Annotated in this window: 1 pseudogene; it reads right to left on the bottom strand. The window is 59.4% G+C overall.

Features of this window, described 5'->3' with window-relative positions:
- A pseudogene (locus FHR95_RS16990) lies at window positions 1–1019 on the bottom strand (IS3 family transposase); the annotation flags it as partial.

The following is a 1019-nucleotide window of genomic DNA, read 5'->3' as shown; positions in this document are numbered from 1 at the left end:
CTGAGTCCTGTACTGTACGGGGCTCAGACCTTTTAGTTTCAGCCTGATGCGTTCGTGATTGTAGTAATGGATGTACTGGTCGAGCCCTTGCTGCAGCTGCTCAATGGTGTCGAACCGGTTCAGGTGGAAATACTCGGCCTTCAGGGTCCCGAAGAAGCTCTCCATGGCGGCATTGTCCAGGCAGTTCCCTTTCCGCGACATGCTGCGGAGTATCCGCTTCTCCACCACCAGGCGTCGATAGCTGGGGTGGCGATAATGCCAGCCCTGATCCGAATGGAGCAGCGGCCGATCCCCTGGCATCAGCCTGCCAAAGGCTTTCTTCAGCATACCCTTTACCAGGTCAAACACCGGGCGAGGTCCTGTCTGGAAGGCAATGATCTCTCCGTTATACAAGTCCATGACCGGTGACAAGTAGAGCTTCTGACCATTGACCTTGAACTCGGTGATGTCCGTCACCCACCGCTGATGGGGACGCTGAGCCTGAAACCGACGCTGCAACGTATTGGGAGCGGCGTAGCCTTCCGCCCCTCGGTAGGCACGATATCGCTTGGGGCGAACCAGGGACTTCAAGCCCAACTGTTGCATCAGCCGCTGGACGGTCTTGTGGTTGATCGTCTTTCCTGCCTGACGCAGGACGGCGGTGATGCGCCGGTAGCCATAGCGCCCTTTGTGGCGGTCGTAGATCGTCTGGATACGCGCCTTCAGAGACGCGTACCGATCGTCAGCGCCCAAGGCCTGGATCTGGTAGTAGAACGTGCTGCGTGGCAGCTCAGCCGCACGCAGCAGCAGAGCCAGCGGATGTTCATGCCTTAACCCTTGGACGGCCTGGGCTTTTTGCCCCGCGTCGCCGCCCCCTTCTCCCGGATCAAGGCATCGAGCTTTTTTAGGTAGGCATTCTCGGCACGCAGATACGCCAACTCCTTGAGCAGCTCCTCCTGGGAGCGCTCAGCATCCGGCGGGGGTGGTGGGGAAGGCGACTTCTTGGTCATCGGGCGGCGTCCTTTGCGCTTTGGCTCTAG

Origin of the sequence: Halomonas fontilapidosi, from assembly GCF_014192285.1 — a bacterium.
Lineage (GTDB): Bacteria > Pseudomonadota > Gammaproteobacteria > Pseudomonadales > Halomonadaceae > Halomonas > Halomonas fontilapidosi.
This window is presented reverse-complemented; position numbering and strand designations above follow the sequence as displayed.